Raw genomic sequence first — 17919 nt, 5'->3', positions numbered from 1 at the left:
ATTTACGGGGTTTCCGCTTCGATTTTCCCACGGAGCTTTTTCTTTTCAGATTGCCTGTGCTTCAGTTCCAGGGTCTTTTCCTGTGCGCGCTTGGAACGGCGTCTTTTCTGCCTGCGGATCTTTTCGATCCGGGCCTTCTCGGCCGTGACCTGCCCCGTTTTCAGCCGTTCAATCCGATCAAGGAGCAAACGTCTGGCCAGCAGGCGGTTGACGTTCTGCGAACGATCCTGCTGGCATTTGACAAACAGCCCCGTGGGCAGATGAACGAGGTGGACGCAGGTCGACGTCTTGTTGACATTCTGGCCGCCCGGCCCCGAAGACCGGACGAAGGTTTCCCGCAGATCTTCTTCTGAGATACCCAGACGGGTCATCCGCTCCAGGATGGCCTTTTCTTTTTCCGGTGAAATGCTCATCGTCGCTAGCCTCTATAGGCCCGTCCCCCCATATCAGATCTTCTCGATCTGGTATCCTTCCAGTTTGATGGCCACGGAGCGCTGCAGCAGTTCGATGGTCACGACGAAGAGATCCTTTTCCAGATCCGTCCGGAGCACCGTCCCTTCTATGCCCCGGAACGGTCCGTCGACAATCCGGGCCGCCTCTCCCACCTGGGGGCAGGAAAGGCTTTGAACCTCGACCTTGGATTCCACAATGCGCAGGATGGCTGCGATCTTTTCGTCAGGTACGGCAATGGGCTCCGAACCGGTAGGCTTGCCCAAAATGCGGACGACCCCGAACGTCTTCAGCACGTCCAGCTTTGTCTGGTTGTCCAGCGAAAGGAGTTCAACGAACAGGTATCCGGGGAACAGAGGGACCAGTATCCTTTTTCGGCGATCCTTCCTCTTGCTCCATACCTCGATTTTCGGCAGGAACGTCTGGATGGATTTCTGTACAAGGCCGACATAAACTCTGTCTTCGTGCCGGCTCCTTGTATGGACGGCATACCAGGGCATTACCGCATCCTCTCTTTGTGGAATTCCCCCTTCCGGAGTTTGAAAAAACGGACGAGGCGCTTCAAAGAATCGGGGTTGACAAATCCCGCAAGAAAACTTCAGTATGGACCACAACGTGCCGCGTCGTCGTTCCATGAGAAATCTGCCTGCTTTCCATGAGCAATGGCGTAGCATTATAACAGAACAGCCTTATTTTCAATAAGGAACTGATGAATGCGGTTGAGAATCAACGATATTCCCATGACGCTGGGGGCCGGCGCAAAAAATCTCCGGGAGGCCGCCGCCGAAATTCTTGGTGTTTCTCCGGAGTCCATTTTGTCCGTGGATGTCCTTCGGAAGTCTCTCGATGCGCGCCGAAACCGTCCACCTTTTTTTGTTTACGCCGTGGTCGTGACCGTTCCCGACTCGATCGGCATCCCGGACAGCAGGGATCGACGGATTTCCCTGGAGGCCGACCAGGCGTTCCTGAGAACTCCACAGATGAGGCCGATCCGGACCCGGAAAAGACCCGTCGTGGTCGGTTCTGGACCGGCGGGGCTTTTCGCCGCCCTGGTCCTGGCCCGTTCCGGCTTGCCCGTTCTGCTGGTTGAGAGGGGGAAAGCCGTAGTCGAGAGAATCCGTGATGTGCAGGCTTTCTGGGAAAAGGGGGAATTCCACCCGGAAAGCCATGTCCATTTCGGAGAAGGTGGCGCCGGAACCTTCTCCGACGGGAAACTGACGAGCCGTGTCAAAAATCCCCTGACGGCCTGGGTCAAGAAAATCCTGGTTGAAATGGGGGCTCCCCGGAATATCCTCATCGATGCGAAGCCCCATATCGGTACGGACCGGCTGCGCAGAATCGTTGTCCGAATGCGGCAGGAGCTGCAGGACCTGGGGTGTGAAATCCGATTTGCAGCGAACATGACGGATGTGATCGTTCAGCGCGGCGCTGTTGACGGGATCGTGATCAACGGCAGGGAGGAAGTGAGAGCGGAACAGCTCATCCTGGCGATCGGCCAGAGTGCCGATGACTCCTACCGGATGCTCCATGACCGGGGGGTTCAGCTTGCCCCCAAGCCCTTCGCCGCAGGCCTGCGCATCGAACATCCCCAGGCGCTGATCGATGAGATACAGTACGGCCCCTGGGTCGGCAGCGCGGAGCTCCCTCCTGCCGAGTACGCCCTGGCCGTCCGGATTCCCGATCTGGACCGCGCGGTTTACACCTTCTGCATGTGTCCGGGCGGGCAGGTGATCGGTTGCAGCGCCAGGGAAAAGGGCGTCGTCACCAATGGAATGAGCTGTTCCCGGAGGGATGGCCCCTTCGCGAACAGCGCCGTTGTGGTTAATATCCGGACGGAGGATTTTGCGGGAACGTCGCTTCATCCCCTCAGCGGTCTTCAATTCAGGCGCCGGTGGGAGGCGGGGGCTTATGCCCTGGGCGGAGGTCGCTATTTCGCCCCGGCGCAGCGCCTCGTGGATTTCCTCGAAGGAAGGCCGACGCGGGAGGGCATGGAGACCAGCTTTCTTCCCGGGGTTGTTCCGGCGCCGCTGCACCGGGCTCTTCCAGGCTTTGCCGTGGAGGCTCTGAAGCGTGGCCTGGCGGCGTTCAATGAGAAGATGCCCGGATTTCTTACCGGTGAGGCCGTGCTGATCGGCGTGGAAACCCGGACCTCGTCGCCGGTTCGCATTGTCCGGGGAACAGACGGGCAGAGCGTGTCGGTCCGGGGCATCTTCCCCTGCGGAGAAGGTGCCGGCTATGCCGGAGGAATCGTCAGTTCGGCTCTGGACGGGATTCGGGCGGCTGAACTCCTGCTGGAGTCCCTGGCATGAGTCAATCCGCTCGTTGCGGCGTCCTGGCGATTCTTCCCGATTCCGGGACAAAGTCAGGCAGGTCCCCGCAGGCGGGCATCGATGATGAGATCGTCGCCCTTTCGGTAGGTCCTGCGGAAGATCAATCCGATGGCGCTCTTCATGTCGGTAATGTTGAGGTCTCCGACGGCTTCAATCCCCTTGCCTGCGATCTTGGGGGCTACGATGGCAACCAGGCGGTCGGCAAGATCCTCCGCCAGCAGGGCGGTGAGAACGCCGGAACCCCCTTCGACGAGCACCGAAGCGATATTGCGGGTTCCCAGTTCACGGAAAAGGGAAGGCAGAACGATCCTTCCCGATGGATCCGCAGGGAGAATCAGCACGTCTATGCCGAGATCCCGAAGCCGGGCGAGCTTTTCCCCGTCTGCCCGGTCTGTTGCAACCAGCAGGGTTCCGGCTTTGCCCTGATCCTGGAGAATATGGGATGTCAGGGGAATCCGGAGCCGGCTGTCCAGGACGATCCGCAGGGGATTTTTCCCCCGCACGAGGCGGACGGTCAGTTCCGGATCATCGGAAAGAACCGTGCCGATGCCGACCATGATGGCGTCGTGGGCATGACGGAGGCGGTGGGCGAACCGCCGCGAGGGGAGGGAGCTGATCCATCGGGAATGACCGGTGGCGGTGGCGATTCTTCCATCCAGGGTCTGGGCGTATTTCAGGGTGACGAAAGGGGTTCGGGATTGGATGAATTTGAAGAAGGCTTCGTTGATCTGCCGGCAGGCCTCTTCCAGGACCCCCACGGATACCGGAACTCCAGAGCGCTGCAGGGCCTCGATTCCCTTTCCCGCTACGAGAGGGTTGGGGTCGGCCGTGCCGATGACGACCCGTTGCGGCCGGCAGGCGATAAGGCGGTCCACGCAGGGAGGCGTTTTCCCGTAATGACTGCAGGGCTCGAGAGTCACGTAAATGGTCGACCCCTCCGCCGATTCCGTGACGCTTTCCAGGGCGTTGATTTCCGCGTGAGCCTGGCCGAATTTCCGATGATACCCCTCACCGATAATGCGGTTGTTCCTGACGATCACAGAGCCGACCATCGGGTTGGGGCTGACCCATCCCTCTCCCTTCCGGGCGAGTCGCAGGGCACGTTTCATGAAAGATTCATCGTTCAAAAAGCTTTTCCCCTTTGCATGCGCTGTCCCCATATGATGGGGGGTATGAACTTCTCGTTCGGTGTATAGGTTACCCTTCCGGCGAAGTCAAGATTGGAAGATGGACTTCATTCCGTCGTTTGTAAGGGGAGTGCAAAAGGAAGGGAAGAGAAGGAAATGACTATGACGGACCTGGCGGGAATAGTGGTGTTTGTCCTGGGCGCTGTGGTGGGAAGTTTTCTCAATGTGTGCATCTGGCGGATTCCGCAGGGCCTGTCCATTGTTTTCCCGGCTTCTTCCTGCCCGCGATGCGGCCATTCCATCCGCTTCTACGACAACATCCCGCTGGTCAGCTATCTCCTTCTCAGGGGGCGTTGCCGCTCCTGCGGGGAAAGGATTTCTCTGCGTTACCCCATTGTGGAGGGTCTGACGGCCCTGATGGCCCTCCTTCTCTTCTGGAAATTCGGCCTCACCCTGAAATTTGCCGCGGCGTTTCTTTTTGTCAGCGCGTTGATCCTGGTTGCCTTCATCGACATCGATCACCAGATCATTCCGGATGTCATCAGCCTCCCGGGCATCCCGATCTGCTTTCTCCTGTCCGTTTTTCTCATGGAGCTTCCCTTTATGGAGGCGCTCCTGGGGCTCGTTCTCGGCGGGGGTTCGCTTTACCTGATTGCCGTTTTGTATGAGCTGGCGACAAAACGGGAAGGCATGGGCGGCGGGGACATCAAGCTGCTGGCCATGATGGGAGCCTTCCTGGGATGGAAATCCCTGCTTTTTATCCTCCTGGTCAGTTCGCTGGCAGGGGCCGTTGTGGGAATATCCGTGATGTGGGCAAAGGGCGGCGATATGAAATACGCCGTTCCTTTCGGGCCTTTTCTATCGATTGCCGCCACGGCCTATCTCTTTGTCGGCGACTATGCCGTCAATCTCCTTCTGTACCATCAGATCTGACGCGGGAACGATTCAATCAATGGGCCCGGCGCTTCAAGCGCTCGATGTCCTGAATGATGATGGCGTTTCTGCCTGTCCTAACCACGCCCTTGTCCCGCAGAATTTTCAGCTCCTTGTTTATGCTTTCCCTGGTGACGCCCAGCATGGCGGCAAGCTCCCGCTGTGACATCCGGATCCTGAATTCCTTCCCGTCATGCTCCTGGGCCTGCAGCGGCTGCGCGAGTTCATGGAGGCGTTTGGCCAGCCGGGCCGGGACGGTGAGAAAAGAGATCTCCGCAAAAAGATCGTCCGTCCGGCGCAGACGCAGCGAAAGGGCGCGGAGTATGGAGCGGACGGCGTTTTCATTTTGAAAAAGAAACGAGAAAAAATCGTCGTGCTCAAGGACATACAGAAGAGTGTCTTCGACGGCCGTGGCGTCGGCCGAGCGGGGTTGCTCGTCCAAGAGGGCCATTTCGCCGAAGAAGTCTCCGCTTCTCAGAAGCGCCAGGGTGACTTCGTCACCCACTCGGCTTGTAACTCCAATTTTGATCAATCCTTTGACGATGATGTAAAAGGAAGAGCCGTGATCGCCTTTGCGGAAGAGAACTTCTCCTTTGGGAAGGGAGAGGCGTTTCAGAAGGGTGGCAAGATGCTCACGTTCCGAATCCAGCATCGACTCAAAAAGGGGGATCTGCTTGAGTAAATCGGCTAGGGCCATGGGGATTTGCACCTCGTTATTTCCGTGAACGGGTTGGATTGTCCTGATTAAACAAGTCCAGCTTTCAATGAATATCTTCTCCCATGATTTGGAAGAATAGTCAATGTTCTTTCCCTGGGACTGCAATTTGCATCCAAAAAACGGACACTGGGAAGCAGGAAAGTAAAAAGTGAATATAATCACATATTACCATGCCATATAAGGGTTGACAGGTATCTGTTTCCAAACGTATGATCTCTCAACAAAACAACGATCATGAATGCATGAGGTCGATGAATTTCAGGAGTAGCAGACCGTGACGCATTACAGGACAAGGGGTTTTACGCTGATTGAACTGATGGTCGTTATCGCTATCATGGCCATCATGGCGGCCATCGCCGCTCCCAACTACAAGACTTTCATGGCTCAGCGGCGCCTGAACGGGGCTGCCCGGCAGATCATGTCGGAGCTCATGGCTGCGAGAATGAAGTCGATTACGATCAATCAGAAGGTGAAGGTCGGTTTTACCGGCAGCCATACCTATGAGATCTGGAATGACGCCAACGGCAACGGAACCGTTGCCGATAACGAAGGCGACGACGTGGCCAAGGACATCCATGTGGATTATCCGGATGTGACATTCAGCACGACGGCTCACCCGATCTTTGATCCGCGGGGAACGGCTGCCGCGCTTGCCACTGTCACGTTGACCAATTCCGCTGGTTCAAAAACAGTCAGCGTGGCGATTACCGGGCGCGTTGTGATCGGCAGTTGACGGATTCGCAGATGGAAAAGCCTCTTTCAGATGATCATCGCATTATGGAGAACGTAAATCATGAGATCGGCAATTCCCGATAAACGAGGCTTTACACTGATTGAGGTCCTGGTCGCGATGTGTTTGCTGCTGGTTGCACTGCTGGCGTTGCTCTCTTTGACCGCAACGGTCATCAAGGGAAACGCCGTCAGCAAGATGACGACCATGGCGACCACGCTGGTCAAGGACAAGCTTGAAGACATGAAAAATAAGAGCTACGCGGATATCAGCGCCAGTACTTCCGGCATCACGGCAACGGATTATGCATCCCAGAACGGCCAGGTTTCGGGCTCCTCAACCGGGGCCTATTTTACAAGGACCTGCACCTGCAAACTCGACGCGGCGGAGCCGAATGATACGATGAAAACGGTCGTCGTGACGGTTTCCTGGAGCGGGGGCGGCCGCAGCGTAGCAGCCTCAACCATTATCGGTCGGTAACAGCCATGGAAAGAAGGAAAAGGGGGTTGGACATTATTCCGGCGGGCCTGAAGAGAAAAAGAAATAAATCCACGAAAAATGCCCGGGGGTTTTCTCTGGTGGAACTGATGGTTGCCCTGGCAGTTGGATCGATCATCCTGGCGGCTCTTTACAGCCTTTTTTCGGCGCAGAACAAATCCCTGAGCACCCAGGAATTGATTGTAGAAATGCAGCAGAATGCACGTGCCGCCATGGACATGATGGCGACGGAGATGCACATGACCGGTTATGATCCGGCGGGTACGACCTCTTCCGGCATAACAAGCGCTTCCGCCAATTCGATCACCTTCACGCAAGACCAGAATGGGGATAATGACGTGGTTGATGCCAATGAAAACATTACATACAGTTACGATTCTGGCAATTTGCGCATTAACAGAAATACCGGAGGGGGGGCTCAGCCTTATGCCGAGAATGTCGAGGCCCTGAATTTTTCTTACTATGATGCGGCAGGGGCGACAACGGCAACGTTGGCCAGTATCAGGAAGATCAAAATTGAAATCCGAACCCGTACAGCCCGGAAGGATCCGAATTACAGCACCAACAGCGGGTATCGAACGTATACGTTGACATCCTATGTAACGCCGAGAAATCTCGCGTATTGATCAAGAAGCAGGAGGTAACTTTCCATGAGGAGGATCAGCGGTTCAAAGCTATTAGCAGACAACGAAAGGGGGATGGTCCTTGTCGTGTCCCTGCTGGTCATGGCCGTGCTGGCTGTCCTGGGGACTGCGGCTGTCATGACCACCACGACGGATCTCAAGATCACTTCAAATTATACGCAGAACAAAAAGGCCTTTTATAATGCTGATGCCGGGGTGGAGCGGGTCATTGCATACCTGCGCGCCAATACGGTGAACTATCCCACCGGCAACACGCCGACAACGATTAGCGTGAGCTGTCCGACAGGCTTCAATTTCAATACCTCGGTGAATCTCAACTATGTTTCTTCGAACACCTATAAGTTTCAGATGACCGGCACGGGGGCCAATAATGTCTCTAAAACGATCGAGACCCACATCAGGAAGGTTCCGCTCTATCCTCAAGAGGCGGACGGCGCGGTGGCCATGTATGGCGGCGGTCCTGAGGTTGCATTTAAAACAGGCGGCGGAGGGGGTTACGCCATCGACGGTCATGATTATCCCGTCCCGGCGGATCCGAACTGCAACGGCAGTTCCTGTGACACAACAGCTACCGCCCTACCGGCCAAACCGGGTCTGTTCACCGTCATGACCCCCACTCTCTCCGGAAATGATACCGCGCACCTGGGGGGAGTGCCGACACAGACGCTGGGTGCCAGCCGAGAAACGGAATTCAATAATTTTGTGGATATGGTCCTTGCCAGCAGCAGTAACGCAACCCCCCTGTATCAGTCCACCCTGGGAACGCGGGCCAATCCGGCCGTCACGGTCATTCCGAACGGAACAACCCTGAATGCAACTGCAAACGGGGCGGGCATCATTATCGTCGATGACGGAGGGTCGCTTCAAATAAACGGAAACTTCTGCTTTGAAGGTCTTGTCATCCTGAGAGGGTCGGGCAGGGTGTTCGGAACCGGCACCGCCAACATCTTCGGCAGCCTTGTTACGATCGGCCATTTGAGCAAATTGATAGACCTTACCGGCAGCATCAACCTGTTCTACAGTTCGGCAGCCCTGGCAAATCTCGCCAACATCGATGAGCTCAGCCAGATCCAAAGAACTGCCTGGCGGGTTGTTCTTTAGCGGGTATGGCCGGAAGGTATGACAGCCATGCGAAAATGCATCCTTTTCTGTTCATTCCTCATAGCGGTCTTGCTGGTTCCTGCCGTCGGGGACCCCGCTTACCGGATTCTCCTTAAAAATGGGGGGCAATTTTCAACACTCCGGTACTGGGAAGAAAACCAGCTGTTGAAGTTCGACGCGGGCTTCGGGGTGATGGGTATTGAGAAAAACCAAGTAAAAGCTATTGAAACATACACCATCGATGCACCAGAAGTTTATAAAGCCCCGAAAGCCGAGAAGCGCCTCGAGGAAGCCGAAGAGAAGCCTGAAAAGGCTGCTTCAACCCAAACACCCCCCGTAGAGATTGATCTGAAGGCTTTCCAGGATAAAATGGCAAAGCTCAAAGCGGATCTGAACAAGTCGCTGACGCGCATCAGGAAAGCCAATGCAAACAAGGATTTGAATGCAAGGAATCAGGCAATGGAAGACAATCGGAATATCTCTGCTGAAATGTGGAAATTAACTCACGAACTGGAGCAGAAGAACAACGGAAAACTTCCTGCTGACTGGTGGGAGGGGGTCGGACGAGAGGAACCTGCCCCGTGAACTGGAAAAGGCCAACGAGCTTCAGGATGTTACGAACAAAGGCCTCAGGGATTCCCAACCGTTTTTCTGTCTGAACCATCCTTGTTGATCTTCATCCCTTCTATTAACCCGAAGTTCCCGGGGCGCCATCCCTCGTTTTCAGCCGTGCCGGTTGCCGTTGAAATCGTTTACGGAATTGGGGGGCAAACCGGGTCGCTTCATCGCTTTTCCCCAATCAGTTCCTCTTCAAATCAAGCCGTGTTCCCCTGATGTGATGCCGGCAATCCCTCCTGTGAGAAGCTCCTCAAAATATTCCTTCCTTACTTGTTGATTTTACTGATAATATTTGTTGACTTTTTATTCGATGGCCTTTAAATAATAAACCGGTTTGCGAGGACTGTGAAACTGCCGTGGTCATTGAAGCACAACATTTCTAGGGAGGGTAAGGTAATGAACAAAGGTGATTTGGTTGAGGCAGTAACAAAAGTTGTCGGAAAAAAGAAATTGGCGCAGGAAACCGTCGCATGTGTTCTTGGATCCATGACGGAAGCTTTAAAAAAAGGTGAAAGCGTAACACTCATTGGTTTCGGCACGTTCAAGGTTGCGAAGAGAGCCGCCAGAACGGGAAGAAACCCGCAGACCGGAAAACCGATCAAGATCAAAGCAAAGAAGGTCCCCAAATTTACGGCCGGCAAGAAGCTTAAGGATGCCGTGGCGAAAAAATAAACGCAGCGATAATCAACACAAAGGGCCTCCCGGTTTGATAAACATCAGGAGGCCCTTTGTCGCGTCTTTTTTCCCCCATTACCATGATTGATGGCGTCTTGAGAACGCCCTTGGGGCTTTCCGGAAGTGGATGGGGCAGGTCCGGCTTTCTGTCCGCTGGATGCCTGGCTTCTGAAATGGTCATTCCGACGCGTGGAACGGCAGCCCCGTAAGCATCAGCCCCTGCTTCCGCTTTTTTGACCGCCGTGCAGCCAGTGCCGGAAAATCCGCGTTGTCCTTTCAGTCTCCGATCGGGTGGGAAGAAATGGTGGAGATGAAATCGTAACTGATGTCATCGCCACCCTCCTTCAACCGGCCGGATATCAGTAAAAATCCTGAAAGCCCCCCGGCATCGACGTAATCAAGCCGAATGAATTCGACCCTTTCCAGGATGCCCCTGTCTACCGCCAGGGGAATGCCCCGCACGGTGAACGCCTCGTCATTTCCCCTCGCGTCATCCAGAGCTATGGCCAGAGAAGCCGGCCCTCAACAGGACTTCTGCGAATAGACTCTGATCCCTTCGGATGATTTCAGCCCTGCAAGAAATCTCTGTAACGCAACGGATGCCTTCTCCGTGATCTCAACCATCGCTTTTCCTTTGCCTGTCGATAAGAAGGAGGCCCGATCGTGCCATGAGCTTCCTCCATTTCAGGCGGATCGAATGGCCATGCCGCTTTGCAAAAGAGCCGCAAAAGACTTCGTGGCTCTTTCCGTTCTTCCCGATGTGTTAACCAGGTCCTCTTAATCTTCCTTCCCTCCCGGGATCTTCATTTTGAAGTTCCGGTGGCAGTCGAGACAGTAGACTGCGGAGGGGCTGTGCTCGTGATGACAGACCGTGCATGCGATATCGCCGAGATGTGATTTGTGCGGATTGCGGTCCGGAAAATCCGCGGGCTCCGATCTCTTCGCCAGCTCTTCCATCGGTCCATGGCATTCCAGGCAGCGAGGGTTTTCCACTGTGCTGTCGGGTTCCGGGGATCCCTTTCCATGGCAGGAGGCGCAGTCGATCTTACCGGCATGCTGGGATTGCTGGGGCGCGGCTGTTTGGCCTGCTGCCTTGGCCGCCTGGATCAGGCCCTCACCAAATCCCATATAGGCGACAACAGCCAGCAAAAACACAAAAATCAGTATCAACCTGAATCTCTTCATTCCCGTTTCCTTTTTCATGGGGCTGATCGTTCCAGTAAAAATTTTCTGAACCCGGGATGACGTGATGAATGCAATCCCGGATTCAGTGGATAAAGACTGTCTTTTCAAGAAGGGATGTAACGTTTAGGCCTTTTCCTTTACCACGGTGCCCCCTGCAACCCGGCCGAAGACGACGCAATCGGGGATGGCGTTGCTTCCCAGGCGGTTCGTTCCATGAACTCCGCCGGTCACCTCGCCCGCGGCATACAGCTTCGGAATAACTTCTCCAAAGATGTCGATTACCTGGGCCTTCTCATTGATCCGCAGCCCACCCATCGTATGATGCACCGCGGGCCACTGGGCGACGGCGTAGAAGGGTCCCTTGGTCATCGGCGTCATGGCCTTGGTGATCGGCTTGTTGAATTCGGGGTCTTTCCCTGCGGCGAGATACTGGTTGTGCTTATTGATCGTATCCACAAGGGCATCGGAGGGTATGCCGATTTTCTTCGCCAACTCGGCGATGGAATCGGCCCTGACCAGGCGTCCCTTCTTGATGCCTGCCTCGGTCTCCTCGCGGGTTCCTCCGAATTTCTCAATCATCTCATCGCTGAAGATCGTGTAGGTTGGCTTGCCCTGCGGTCCAAGGGCGATCTGGGCAAAGCTCACGTGGTCGCGCCGGGCCAGTTCGCTGATGAAACGCTTGCCCTGTTTGGTCACATAGACAATGCCGTTTCCAGGACCGTTGAAGGGATAAAGCGCCGGGGTGTCGAGAATCCCCGTTTCCGGATCGGCATAGGGATACAGCTGGATGAAGTTCATCTGCAAGGTGTCCGCACCTATGGCCTGGGCATAGCGGATCATCTCGCCGGTGGCGCCCTTGTGGTTGGTGCAGTTCCAGTCTGAGCCGGACAGGTAGGGATAATGATCGCCGCGCATCTTGATGTCGCGGCTGAATCCGCCGGACGCGAGAATCAGGCCCTTCTGGATTTTAATGTTGGATATTTTCCGGCCCTGCTTCACCTCCACGCCCAGGACAGGGCTCTTGGGGTCGGCATCGGCCCTCCAGATCCATTTCACCTCGGTGCCCAGGCGGAATTTGGCGCCGTTTTTTTCCGCAATTCTTTTCAGGGCATCGACATAGACCTTGCCGATCCCCGCCGCATGGGTCCGGTAGGCTGAATGGCCGCCCGCCCGGACGACTGTCGGACGAATCACCGCGCCGCCTTCGTCGATCATCCAGTTCAGGGCATCCGTTGCGCCTTCCGCCATGACCTTGACCAGGGCCGGGATGCTGAAGTAATCTCCGCCCTTGAGCGTATCCTCCGCGTGAAGATTGACGCTGTCGTTTCCCAGGTTGAGTTTTTCGCGGTAGTGGAACTTATCGTCCCATGAGGCGTAAACGCCCCCGTTGATGATGGAATTACCTCCGTAGGTGGGCATCTTCTCCAGGACGACCACATTTTTGGCCCCGTTGCTCGTGGCCTGGGCGGCGGCTGAGCAGCCGGCGAAGCCGGAGCCGATCACCAGCACCTCAACGGTTTCATCCCATTTCTTGGGAAGCGGCCGCTTTGCCGCCTCCGCAGATCCGGGGGTCGCCATGTTCAGGGCGAAGCCACTCCCCGCAACAGCTCCCAGGGCAGCCGTTGCCTTGAGGAAAGAACGGCGGTTCAGCTGATTCGTTGCTTGTCTCTTCCCATCGCTTCCCACTTTCTCTTTTTCTTTCATGAGTTCCTCCTAAAAGAAAACTAAACTTGGCGGTTCTGACTCCAATTCTTCCAGCGCCGGACTTCGCTTGGCAGGCAGGATGCTTTTTTTTTCGATCGTATCAGGCCATTCCGTTGCGTGCCGTTGTATGTGTAGCACTGAGAAGTGCGGGAATAAAGGGGGAATTAACAGGTAAATAACGGGTATTATTTAATACCCGTTATGTCGTCCGGTAGACTTTATGTGCGCGGCTTCTGTGCCGCCGCATTTTTCCCGGCGATCCTGCCGAAGGTGATGCATTCCGGAATGGCGTTGCTGCCCAGCCGGCTGGCGCCGTGCACGCCCCCCGTGACCTCCCCCGCGGCATAAAACCGGCTGATCGGCTGGTGGGTCTCGATGTGAACGACCTGCGCCTCCGCGTTGATCTGGACGCCTCCCATACAGTGATGGACTTTGGAGATCAGGCGTATGGAATAATAAGGCGGATGACTGATGGGAAGGAGATCCATGGGCAGAGGCTTGCCGAACATGTCCTCCCTGCCTTTTTCAATGAGAGAGTTATAGACGTCGATGGTTTCCTTCAGCGGGGCGAGAGGCACATTATTCGCCGCAGCCAGTTCCTCGATGGATTCGAATTTCTTGACGACTCCGCGCTTCAGGCACTGGTCCAGCGTGGATGCGTGCTGACCCCCCTTTTGGTCGACGATTGCGATGGACTCCCTGCCGGAGCTCAACATGGCGTCAACCAGGAGCTTGCGGTCGGCCTGCTCGTTTATGAAGCGCCTGCCGGTCCTGACATCGATCAGGATTCCATAGGGAAACCCCGCCAGCATGGAGAACATGGAACCGACGCCGAACCCCTCTTCATCGCGGGACGCCCAGGGGCCGAGCTGTATCAGCGAGAGTTGGACCGGGGTGGCGCCGGCCTTCAGTGCGGCGATCAGCCCTTCAGCCGTTGCGCCCTGGTGATTGGTGCTCTCGATGTCTTCCGTGAGCTTGGGGTCCTGGATGACCCTGAACTCCTTGTCCTCGCTGAATCCTCCCGTCGCCAGGATGACGGCTCTCCGTGCGCGGATTCGCTTCAGCACGCCGCTTTCTCGATTGGGAAAGATATAATTCTCCCGGACGGCAACACCTTCCATTTCGCCGCCCTTCGTGAGGATAAACTGGCTCAGGTATGTCCTGAGGCGGATGGGGATGCCCATGTCACGGCATTTCGCCAGCATCGGCTTGATGATGCCCGATCCCGACGTGTTCGCCGTGTTGTAGGTCCTGGCCACGGAATGCCCCCCCAGGTGGCTCAACCGGGGCTTGTATTTGACACCCAGTTCCTTGATGGTCCAAAGAAGCGTCTCGGTGGATTTTTCGGCAACAATGCGGGCAAGTTCCTTGTTGTTGAGTTCAAGCCCCGCTGCAAGCATGTCGGAAAGCATCAATTCCGGCGAATCCATGATTCTTTCCCTGGCCTGGAGGGGGGAGCCCGCAGCGGCGAACAATCCGCCGCTGATGGATGAGTTGCCCCCGGGCACCGGCATTTTTTCCAGGACGATCACCGACGGGCAGACTTTTCCCGCTTCGATTGCCGCCGAGAGGCCGGCAAATCCCGAGCCGATAATGACAATGTCGTATTCTTCAGCCCATATACTCTTCAATGACATTCTCCTTCCAAATCTATCATTCTTATAACGACCTGTTCATCAGGAACGTATGAAGGTTCAGTTTCCTGCCGGTGAGGTCAAGCTTTTTTCTGATGTTCTTCCGATGAGTCTGGACGGTCTCGTATGAAATCCTCATGGCGTTGCAGATGTCCTTGGTGGAACAGCCTGCCTGTATAAGGCGGCAGATCTCTATTTCCGTCCGGGTCAGTTTGAGAAGCCCCCCGTGCAGCTCATTTTCAAATCCCTTGGTCAGCGACAGGAGCTGCTGTTCAAGAAGGGAGAGGTAGCTTCTGCTCACATTGTCATGTGAGGACTTGCTGATTTTGTGGATGCCGGGCAGAACGGACGTCCGGATCTTCGTGGCGACCCTGTTTTCAAAATCTTTTTTGTCCTGTTCGATGCTCTTGAGGACTGTCTTGAGCGTCAGGTTCATTTCCTCCGTTTGCTGCTTTTCCTGTCGCAGCTGCTTTTCGAGAATTTTCTGCTCCGTGTCGTCCTGGACGATGATCGGCCAGTATCTTTTCCCGTCAAGATCGCTTCGGGATACCGTTACCGTTGAAGGGAACGACTTGCCGTCGACGTACAGGCCGGTAATTTCGGCGCTCAACCTCTGCCCTTCGATCAATTTCTCAAAAAAAAGTGTGAGCGTCCCGGCCCCGGATTCATCCGTCAACGTCCTTATGTCCGTCCCGATCAAGTTTTGTTCCAGCAGGCCGTAAATTTCACATGCCCGGGGGTTGGTCTTGAGGATCTCGAAATCCTGGTCAACCAGAAGGATGCCTTCGCCCACGGAAAAAAAGATGGCGGAGAGTATTTTCTCCGGCGTCGTCGGGCTCTCAGGCCCTTGAATCGGTTCGGGGTGCAGGCTGAGCCCGGCAGGCCGGAAATTTTCCCATTCGGCGACAACGGCCAGCTCCATGGCGTCCGCGATGTTTCGCATCCTGAGCCGTGTGGCGTCTGAATGTAAAATCACCCGCTCAATACAGCGGATCATGACCTTGAAGCCCGCGAGAAATGCTTCCAGGGTAATGCCGCTCTCCTTGATGATGTGCAATCCCGGGAAGTCCCATTCCGCGGAGGAGTCGAACCGGCTGCGAGTCAGATTTTCATCAGCCGTTTCCATGGCGGCGGCAACCGTGTCGAGCATCATGCTGAAATACTTCCGGTCCACGGACACCCGGCCATGGTATCCGGAATCATGCACATCGCAGAGCCATTCCTGGAAGATCCTGTTTTCGGACTTTCTTATCTCGCGTGTCGCCTCATGGATTCCCATGATCGTAAGGTCCTGGTGACGGTGAAATGGATGTTTAGGAGGTGCAGAGTATAATAGAGCAATAGGGCCTGTCAAATCCAAACAAACGGAGGATAACCGTTTGAATAGGGTATTCCATCACTGCCGTCTAAATTTGAATCTTAACCGCATCAGGTGTTGTTCTCACAAAGGTTTTGATCTTCAAATTCTGTTTCAAGGCTTTGAAGAATAACTCGATCTGCCAGCGATCCTTATAAATAGCGGCAATGGTTGTCGCGCCCAGCTTCAGATTATTTGTGAGAAAAACGGGGTAAGGACATTTTTCTGCCGCACCCGTTCCGCTAAAAAGAATGACTTCATCCTTGAGGACGGAATGTTTTTTAGGAAGGGTTCTTTCTTCTATGGTCGTATAGGTTGCATTACTTTTTTGCCGCGTCACATCGATCAACCAATAAAGTCTCATACATATTGATAAATATTGAGAATTGTGATACGGCGCTTTTACCAATTCACCCCCTTGAAATCCAGTAAAGGGGCCAATCAGTGACTGCCGCCGCACGCGCTCTCATTTGCGCTCTTTATCTGGAGTAACTGCTCAGCACAATTTTTTTGTGATCTTTGAAAAAAGTTCTTGACATGGTTTTTGGAAAGATTTTCAAAAAATCGGTGCGATCTTCTGCCCCCTTTACAATGTCGCCATAATGATGTCATGCGCCTCTTGATTTGCCTGCAAAGCATTCTCTAACACCGGTCCGTGTTGAAAATTATTCCGTGGCCTACAGGGCATCCTGGAAGGTCAAATCGGCTCTGGAAAATCTGTGTTATAGTGGCCTATCACAAAAACACGGATGGCTGCATGACCGTTGAGAACATCAATGTAGAAAATGCGGTGCAACGGGTCAACGATCTTATTGCACAAGAGAAAAATCTATCTCCGGCACTCAAGGCGAGTCTTGAGTGCCTGCTGCTTCTTGTGACCATTTTAACCAACCGCTTGGGGCTCAACAGCAAGAACAGCAGCAAGCCGCCGTCATCCGATCCCAATCGGAAAAAGGCGCCGAAAGAACCGGGAGCACGCAAACCGGGTGGACAGAATGGACATATCGGCACCACGCTGAAGCCCTTTCCCGAGCCTGATCTGGTCAAGGAAATCCGGGTTGACAGAGAAACCTTGCCACCAGGAAACTATCAATCAACTGGATACGAACGCCGCCGGATTGTCGATCTCGACATCAGCCTCTTTGTCACCGAATGGCGGGCCGAAATTCTGGAAGATGAGAACGGCAAGCGTTTTGTTGCACCGTTTCCAGAGGATGTTGCCAGGCCGGTGCAATACGGTATCGGCGTCAAAGCCCATGCGGTCTATATGTCCCAGTACCAGTTGATCCCGTACAACCGCATAGAGGATCACTTTCAGGACCAGATGGGAATACCGGTCAGTGCCGGGTCGATCCACAATTTCAACAAGGATGCCTCTGAACGGCTTGAGTTCTTTGAATCGTGGGGCAAAAGCCGGCTTGCGGAATCGGCATTGGTTCACAGCGATGAAACCGGCATCCATATTGATGGAGCCCGGCGTTGGTTGCATAGTGTCTCGAACGACAGCTTTACCTGCTTTTATCCCCATGCCAAACGAGGGTGCGAAGCGATGGACGAGATGGGGATATTGCCGAAGTTTCAAAGGACCCTCTGCCAAGACCATTGGAAACCCTACTTCCACTATGGCGGTTTGCATGCGCTCTGCAACGCTCGTCACCTCCGCGAGCTTGAAAGAGCGGTAGAACAGGATAACCAGCAATGGGCGGCGCAGATGATTGTCCTCCTGAAGGCAATGAACAAGGCCACCCATGAAGCAGGGGGACGCCTTGAGGAAACAGAGTCGGAACAGTTCAGAAAGCGCTACCGTGACCTGCTGCGAGAAGCCGAGTTGGAATGTCCAGCACCAGACGAAACAGCGAAAAAGAAAAAAGGCAAAACAGCAAGGTCAAAAGCAAGAAATCTTCTGGAACGCCTCGAGATCATGAGAACGAAACAGTAAGATTCATGGAGGATGCCAATGTGCCGTTCTCGAACAACCAGACCGAAAATGACCTGCGAATGACCAAGGTTCAACAAAAGATATCAGGTTGCTTTCGATCAATGGAGGGTGCGAAAATCTTCTGCCGGATCCGAAGCTATCTGTCGACTTGTAGAAAACAAGGCGTTACTGCGTCTGAAGCTTTGCGGCTACTGTTTCAGGGCAAGCGGCCCGAGTTTATGAATGTTAAAGAACAAGGTGCTGAATAGTCGCCATTTTTTTTGTAAAGGTACAATA

At 54.7% G+C, this 17919-nt stretch carries 17 protein-coding genes and 2 pseudogenes; 9 read left to right on the top strand and 10 right to left on the bottom strand.

Features of this window, described 5'->3' with window-relative positions:
* Window positions 1-2: 2 nt before the first annotated feature.
* Both ACJ77P_RS10395 and ACJ77P_RS10390 read right to left on the bottom strand, forming a co-directional pair.
* Window positions 3-413, bottom strand: a complete 411-nt coding sequence (locus ACJ77P_RS10395) for a peptide chain release factor-like protein (protein WP_367360274.1) — start codon at window positions 411-413, stop codon at window positions 3-5.
* Window positions 414-446: 33 nt separating this feature from the next.
* The gene (locus tag ACJ77P_RS10390) at window positions 447-950 is read right to left on the bottom strand and encodes a transcription termination/antitermination protein NusG (protein ID WP_367360273.1); all 504 of its coding nucleotides are present in this window, start codon (window positions 948-950) and stop codon (window positions 447-449) included.
* Window positions 951-1163: 213 nt separating this feature from the next.
* Here ACJ77P_RS10390 and ACJ77P_RS10385 point away from each other — a divergent pair, with 213 nt between their 5' ends.
* Window positions 1164-2759, top strand: coding sequence for an FAD-dependent protein (locus ACJ77P_RS10385; RefSeq protein ID WP_408998179.1), 1596 nt, complete (start codon window positions 1164-1166; stop codon window positions 2757-2759).
* Between the two features lie 53 nt (window positions 2760-2812).
* Here ACJ77P_RS10385 and ribD read toward each other — a convergent pair whose 3' ends face one another.
* Window positions 2813-3940, bottom strand: coding sequence for a bifunctional diaminohydroxyphosphoribosylaminopyrimidine deaminase/5-amino-6-(5-phosphoribosylamino)uracil reductase RibD (gene ribD, locus ACJ77P_RS10380; protein ID WP_408998178.1), 1128 nt, complete (start codon window positions 3938-3940; stop codon window positions 2813-2815).
* A gap of 123 nt (window positions 3941-4063) precedes the next feature.
* Here ribD and ACJ77P_RS10375 point away from each other — a divergent pair, with 123 nt between their 5' ends.
* A complete protein-coding gene (locus ACJ77P_RS10375; RefSeq protein ID WP_367360270.1) occupies window positions 4064-4840 on the top strand; it encodes an A24 family peptidase in 777 nt (258 codons plus the stop codon).
* 16 nt (window positions 4841-4856) lie between these two features.
* Here the strand turns inward: ACJ77P_RS10375 and ACJ77P_RS10370 are convergent, their stop codons facing one another.
* Window positions 4857-5537, bottom strand: coding sequence for a Crp/Fnr family transcriptional regulator (locus ACJ77P_RS10370; RefSeq protein WP_408998177.1), 681 nt, complete (start codon window positions 5535-5537; stop codon window positions 4857-4859).
* Between the two features lie 295 nt (window positions 5538-5832).
* Between ACJ77P_RS10370 and ACJ77P_RS10365 the strand changes: the two genes are divergently transcribed.
* The 6 genes from ACJ77P_RS10365 (at window position 5833) to ACJ77P_RS10340 (ending at window position 9821) form a co-directional block, all read left to right on the top strand.
* A complete protein-coding gene (locus ACJ77P_RS10365; protein ID WP_367360268.1) occupies window positions 5833-6291 on the top strand; it encodes a GspH/FimT family pseudopilin in 459 nt (152 codons plus the stop codon).
* Window positions 6292-6351: 60 nt separating this feature from the next.
* A complete protein-coding gene (locus ACJ77P_RS10360; RefSeq protein ID WP_367360267.1) occupies window positions 6352-6768 on the top strand; it encodes a type II secretion system protein J in 417 nt (138 codons plus the stop codon).
* Window positions 6769-6773: 5 nt separating this feature from the next.
* A complete protein-coding gene (locus ACJ77P_RS10355; protein ID WP_408998176.1) occupies window positions 6774-7412 on the top strand; it encodes a PilW family protein in 639 nt (212 codons plus the stop codon).
* A gap of 24 nt (window positions 7413-7436) precedes the next feature.
* Complete coding sequence (locus ACJ77P_RS10350) at window positions 7437-8531, top strand: PilX N-terminal domain-containing pilus assembly protein (protein WP_408998175.1); 1095 nt, start codon at window positions 7437-7439, stop codon at window positions 8529-8531.
* Window positions 8532-8558: 27 nt separating this feature from the next.
* Entirely contained in the window at window positions 8559-9116 is a 558-nt protein-coding gene (locus ACJ77P_RS10345) for a hypothetical protein (protein WP_408998174.1), read from the top strand.
* Window positions 9117-9545: 429 nt separating this feature from the next.
* Window positions 9546-9821 carry an HU family DNA-binding protein gene (locus ACJ77P_RS10340; protein ID WP_093884048.1) on the top strand — a complete coding sequence of 92 codons (276 nt, stop codon included), beginning with the start codon at window positions 9546-9548 and terminating at the stop codon, window positions 9819-9821.
* Window positions 9822-10100: 279 nt separating this feature from the next.
* Here the strand turns inward: ACJ77P_RS10340 and ACJ77P_RS10335 are convergent, their stop codons facing one another.
* The 6 genes and pseudogenes from ACJ77P_RS10335 to ACJ77P_RS10310 all read right to left on the bottom strand — a co-directional run.
* The gene (locus ACJ77P_RS10335; RefSeq protein ID WP_408998173.1) at window positions 10101-10286 is read right to left on the bottom strand and encodes a hypothetical protein; all 186 of its coding nucleotides are present in this window, start codon (window positions 10284-10286) and stop codon (window positions 10101-10103) included.
* 315 nt (window positions 10287-10601) lie between these two features.
* Window positions 10602-11009: a cytochrome c3 family protein gene (locus ACJ77P_RS10330; RefSeq protein WP_367360262.1), complete on the bottom strand. Its 408-nt coding sequence runs from the start codon at window positions 11007-11009 to the stop codon at window positions 10602-10604.
* Between the two features lie 123 nt (window positions 11010-11132).
* A complete protein-coding gene (locus ACJ77P_RS10325) occupies window positions 11133-12713 on the bottom strand; it encodes a flavocytochrome c (protein WP_367360261.1) in 1581 nt (526 codons plus the stop codon).
* 218 nt (window positions 12714-12931) lie between these two features.
* A complete protein-coding gene (locus ACJ77P_RS10320; protein WP_408998172.1) occupies window positions 12932-14344 on the bottom strand; it encodes a flavocytochrome c in 1413 nt (470 codons plus the stop codon).
* Between the two features lie 28 nt (window positions 14345-14372).
* On the bottom strand, window positions 14373-15626 hold the full coding sequence (locus ACJ77P_RS10315) for a PAS domain S-box protein (protein ID WP_367360259.1): 1254 nt from the start codon (window positions 15624-15626) through the stop codon (window positions 14373-14375).
* A gap of 130 nt (window positions 15627-15756) precedes the next feature.
* A pseudogene (locus ACJ77P_RS10310) lies at window positions 15757-16068 on the bottom strand (transposase); the annotation flags it as partial.
* A 393-nt stretch (window positions 16069-16461) separates the two neighbouring features.
* On the opposite strand from ACJ77P_RS10310, the pseudogene tnpC reads away from it, so the two are divergent.
* Window positions 16462-17891, top strand: a pseudogene (gene tnpC, locus ACJ77P_RS10305) (IS66 family transposase).
* Window positions 17892-17919: the final 28 nt, after the last annotated feature.

Source organism: Syntrophus buswellii, from assembly GCF_046097065.1.
Lineage (GTDB): Bacteria > Desulfobacterota > Syntrophia > Syntrophales > Syntrophaceae > Syntrophus > Syntrophus buswellii.
This window is presented reverse-complemented; position numbering and strand designations above follow the sequence as displayed.